The organism is Mesorhizobium sp. M7A.F.Ca.CA.003.01.2.1 (assembly GCF_003998945.1).
Lineage (GTDB): Bacteria > Pseudomonadota > Alphaproteobacteria > Rhizobiales > Rhizobiaceae > Mesorhizobium > Mesorhizobium ciceri.
The window spans coordinates 1-3214 of record NZ_RZRA01000674.1 but is presented as its reverse complement, the minus strand read 5'-3'; the positions used below and the strand labels follow the sequence as shown (position 1 = coordinate 3214).

Genomic DNA, 3214 nt, shown 5'->3' with positions numbered 1-3214 from the left:
GGCTACGACACGCCCTTGCTGATCCAGGTCGGCGGCGACGCGGCCAAGGACACCTACTTCACCACCCACGCCTATATCGGTGAGGGCGCCACCCCGAAGGTGCAGGCCTTTATCGACGCCTACACCAAGTCGGTCGGCAATGCCCCGGAGAACGCGTTCGCTGCGCTCGGCTACGACTCGGTCAAGCTGATGGCCGACGCGATCAAGCGTGCCGGTGCGCCGGATCCGGCCAAGATCCGTGACGCGCTGGCCGCTACGTCCGGGCTCGACGGCGTGACCGGCACGATCACCTACCGCCCGGGCATTTCGGTGCCGGACAAGTCGGTCTCGGTCATTGGTGTCAAGGACGGCAAGCTTGTCCTGGCAAGTGAAGCGGCACCGACCTTCGTCGCGGAGCCGTGATCTTGTCCACTCCGGGCTCCCTTTGGGACATCTACAGGTCGCGGCTCTCCGCCGCGACCTTCACCGACCTGACGCATGCGTTTCATCCGGGTCAGCCGCATTTCCCGGCCTTCCCGGACGAGGAGCGCAGTGCGTTGCTCGATTTTTCGAAGGGCGATGCCTTCCAGGTCCACCACTACGCCTTCGTCGGACAGTGGGGCACCCATGTCGATCCGCCGGTGCACTTCATCGACGGCGGCCGCTCGATCGACCAACTGCCGGTGGCGGAGATGCTTCTGCCGCTGGTCATCCTCGACATCAGCGACAGGGTCGCCGCCGATCCCGACGCGACGCCGACGCTCGACGATATTTCGGCCTGGGAGGCGCGGAACGGCCGTATCCCGGAAAAGTGTTTTGTCGCACTTCGCACCGGCTGGTGGCCGCGCTGGCCGGACCCCGTGGCGTTTCGGAACAAGTCGGCCGACGGTATCTCCCATGCGCCTGGTTGGTCGAAGCCGGTGCTGGAGGAGCTTTTGGAACGCCGCGGTGTTGCTGCGATCGGGCACGAGGGCATGGACACTGATCCCGGCCGTGCCACTTCCGCAGGTGACGCAAGCCTGGAATACTATGTGCTGTCGCGCGACTGCTGGCAGATCGAGCTCTTGGCCAATCTCGACAAGGTGCCCGAAGCCGGCGCGTTGATAATGGCAAGCTGGCCAAAGCCAAAGGCCGGATCTGGCTTCCCGGCTCGCGCTGTCGCCATCCATGAAGCGGCCGGCTGAACGCGTGAAGCCGCTGCTGGCGGCGGTCGAGGGGCCGCCGCACAACGATCATCAGACACGGAATTCAGACATGGATATAGATACAGTCCGCGATGCTTTTCCGGCGATGGCGAGAGGTGCCGAGCCGAAGAAGCGGATTTTCTTCGACAATCCCGCGGGAACCCAGATGGCGAGCCGTTCGATCGAGCGTATGACGCGTGTCATGATCGAAACCAACGCCAATCTTGGTGGCTATTTCGAAACCTCACTCGCGGCCCAGGCGATGGTCGACGACGCGCATCAGGCGATGGCCGATTTCTTCAATGCCGCCGACCGGCGTGAGGTGGTGTTCGGCCAGAACATGACAACTCTGACTTTCGCCGTCTCGCGCGCCATCGGCCGCGATCTGAACGCCGGCGACGCCATCGTGCTGACGCGCATGGATCATGACGCCAACGTCGCACCCTGGCTGATGCTGGCGGAGGATCGGGGGCTTGAAGTACGCTGGATCGACCTCGATCCAAAAACCTTCGAACTCGACCTGTCGACGCTGGAGGCGACTATCGACGAGGACGTCAAGCTGGTCGCTGTCGGCTATGCCAGCAACGTTACCGGCACGATCAACGACGTGAAGCGGATCGCGCAGCGCGCCCGCGCGATCGGGGCGCTGAGCTATATCGACGCGGTGCAGTTCGCGCCGCATGGGGTGATCGACGTCCAGGAGATCGGCTGTGATTTCCTGGTTTGCTCGGCCTACAAATTTTTTGGACCGCATCACGGGGTGTTGTGGGGCCGTTTCGATCTGCTGCAGGCGCTGACCGCCTATAAGGTGCGCGCGGCTTCCAATACGCCACCTGGAAAATTCGAGACGGGAACGACAAGCCGCGAGGCGCTTGCCGGGGTGCTTGGCGCCGTCGAGCACTATGCCTGGCTCGGACAGTCCTTCGGCAACGTCCACCCGCAGGCGACGCGGCGGGAGCGAATCGTCGCCGGCATTGAAGTCGCCGACCGTTATGAGCGTGTCCTGACAGCACGGCTGATTGCCGGATTGTCCAGAATTGATGGCGTCTTGATCCAGGGCATATCCGATGTGGCGGCGCTGGCGCGCCGTGTGCCTACCGTGTCGATCACCGTTGACGGAACCGATCCCGCGGACATCGCCAGGGCGATGGCAGAGGAAGGCATCTATCTCTGGCACGGTCACAATTACGGTTTGGAGCCAATCAAGCGGCTGGGGCTTGCGGACCGCAACGGTGTCGTCCGCATCGGGCTGGCTCATTACAACACCGAGGCGGAAGTCGATTTCCTGCTGGCGAAGCTGGCGGACTGGATGAAGACGCGGACCTGACATGCGCGACAGAAACGGAACCCCGAGGATCGGCGTCAAGCTGCGCCATGCCAGACAGGTGCTTGGCCTCAGCCTGGAAGAGCTCGGCGCCCGCATCGGGCTGACAGAGGGTTATCTCTCGAAGATCGAAAACGACCGCGCTACGCCGTCCATGGCGGCTCTGCACCGGCTGGTGCAGGCACTGGGCATCAACATGAACGCGATGTTCGGCACGCTGCAGCACAATGCCTCGGAAGTGTTCGTTTTGCGGCAAAACGAGCGTCCGCACATGGAGACGGGACATCGGCGTTCGGGCAACCATGTCGTGCTCGAGCAATTGGTGCCGTCCGGTCCGGAATATCTGCTGCAGATCAACGTCCACGTGATCGAGGCCGGCGGCGGCAGCCCCGAGTTGATCAGCCACAAGGGACAAGAGTTCGGCTACGTGCTCGAAGGTTCCGTCGAATTGCTGGTCGAGGCGAACGTGGTGGCACTCGAGGCAGGCGACGCGTTCTATTTCAACTCCGAACTCGGCCACGGCTACCGCAATATCGGTTCGACCACGGTCCGCATCCTCTGGGTCAACACGCCGCCGACATTCTGACCGCCTCCAGCGCGGCGCCGGATTTCGAGGGAGTTCTGCAGACGTCGTTCAATGAGCCAACGTCCACAGGACAACAGCCGCCGAGCCCAACCGTCCTGTTTCAATGCCCGAACGCGAGCGGCGGGGGCAGGCGGTCGCGGC

Annotated in this window: 4 protein-coding genes; all 4 read left to right on the top strand. The window is 63.3% G+C overall.

Annotation, left to right across the window (positions count from 1 at the left end; translation table 11 throughout):
• Window positions 1-402, top strand: a 402-nt coding sequence (locus tag EN969_RS23470; RefSeq protein WP_164758440.1) for an ABC transporter substrate-binding protein, incomplete at its 5' end; no start/stop codon positions are given.
• Window positions 403-404: 2 nt separating this feature from the next.
• Window positions 405-1163: a cyclase family protein gene (locus EN969_RS23465; RefSeq protein ID WP_063170429.1), complete on the top strand. Its 759-nt coding sequence runs from the start codon at window positions 405-407 to the stop codon at window positions 1161-1163.
• 70 nt (window positions 1164-1233) lie between these two features.
• Window positions 1234-2490 carry a cysteine desulfurase-like protein gene (locus EN969_RS23460; RefSeq protein ID WP_063170430.1) on the top strand — a complete coding sequence of 419 codons (1257 nt, stop codon included), beginning with the start codon at window positions 1234-1236 and terminating at the stop codon, window positions 2488-2490.
• A gap of 1 nt (window position 2491) precedes the next feature.
• Complete coding sequence (locus tag EN969_RS23455) at window positions 2492-3073, top strand: cupin domain-containing protein (RefSeq protein ID WP_013528422.1); 582 nt, start codon at window positions 2492-2494, stop codon at window positions 3071-3073.
• Window positions 3074-3214 lie beyond the last annotated feature (141 nt).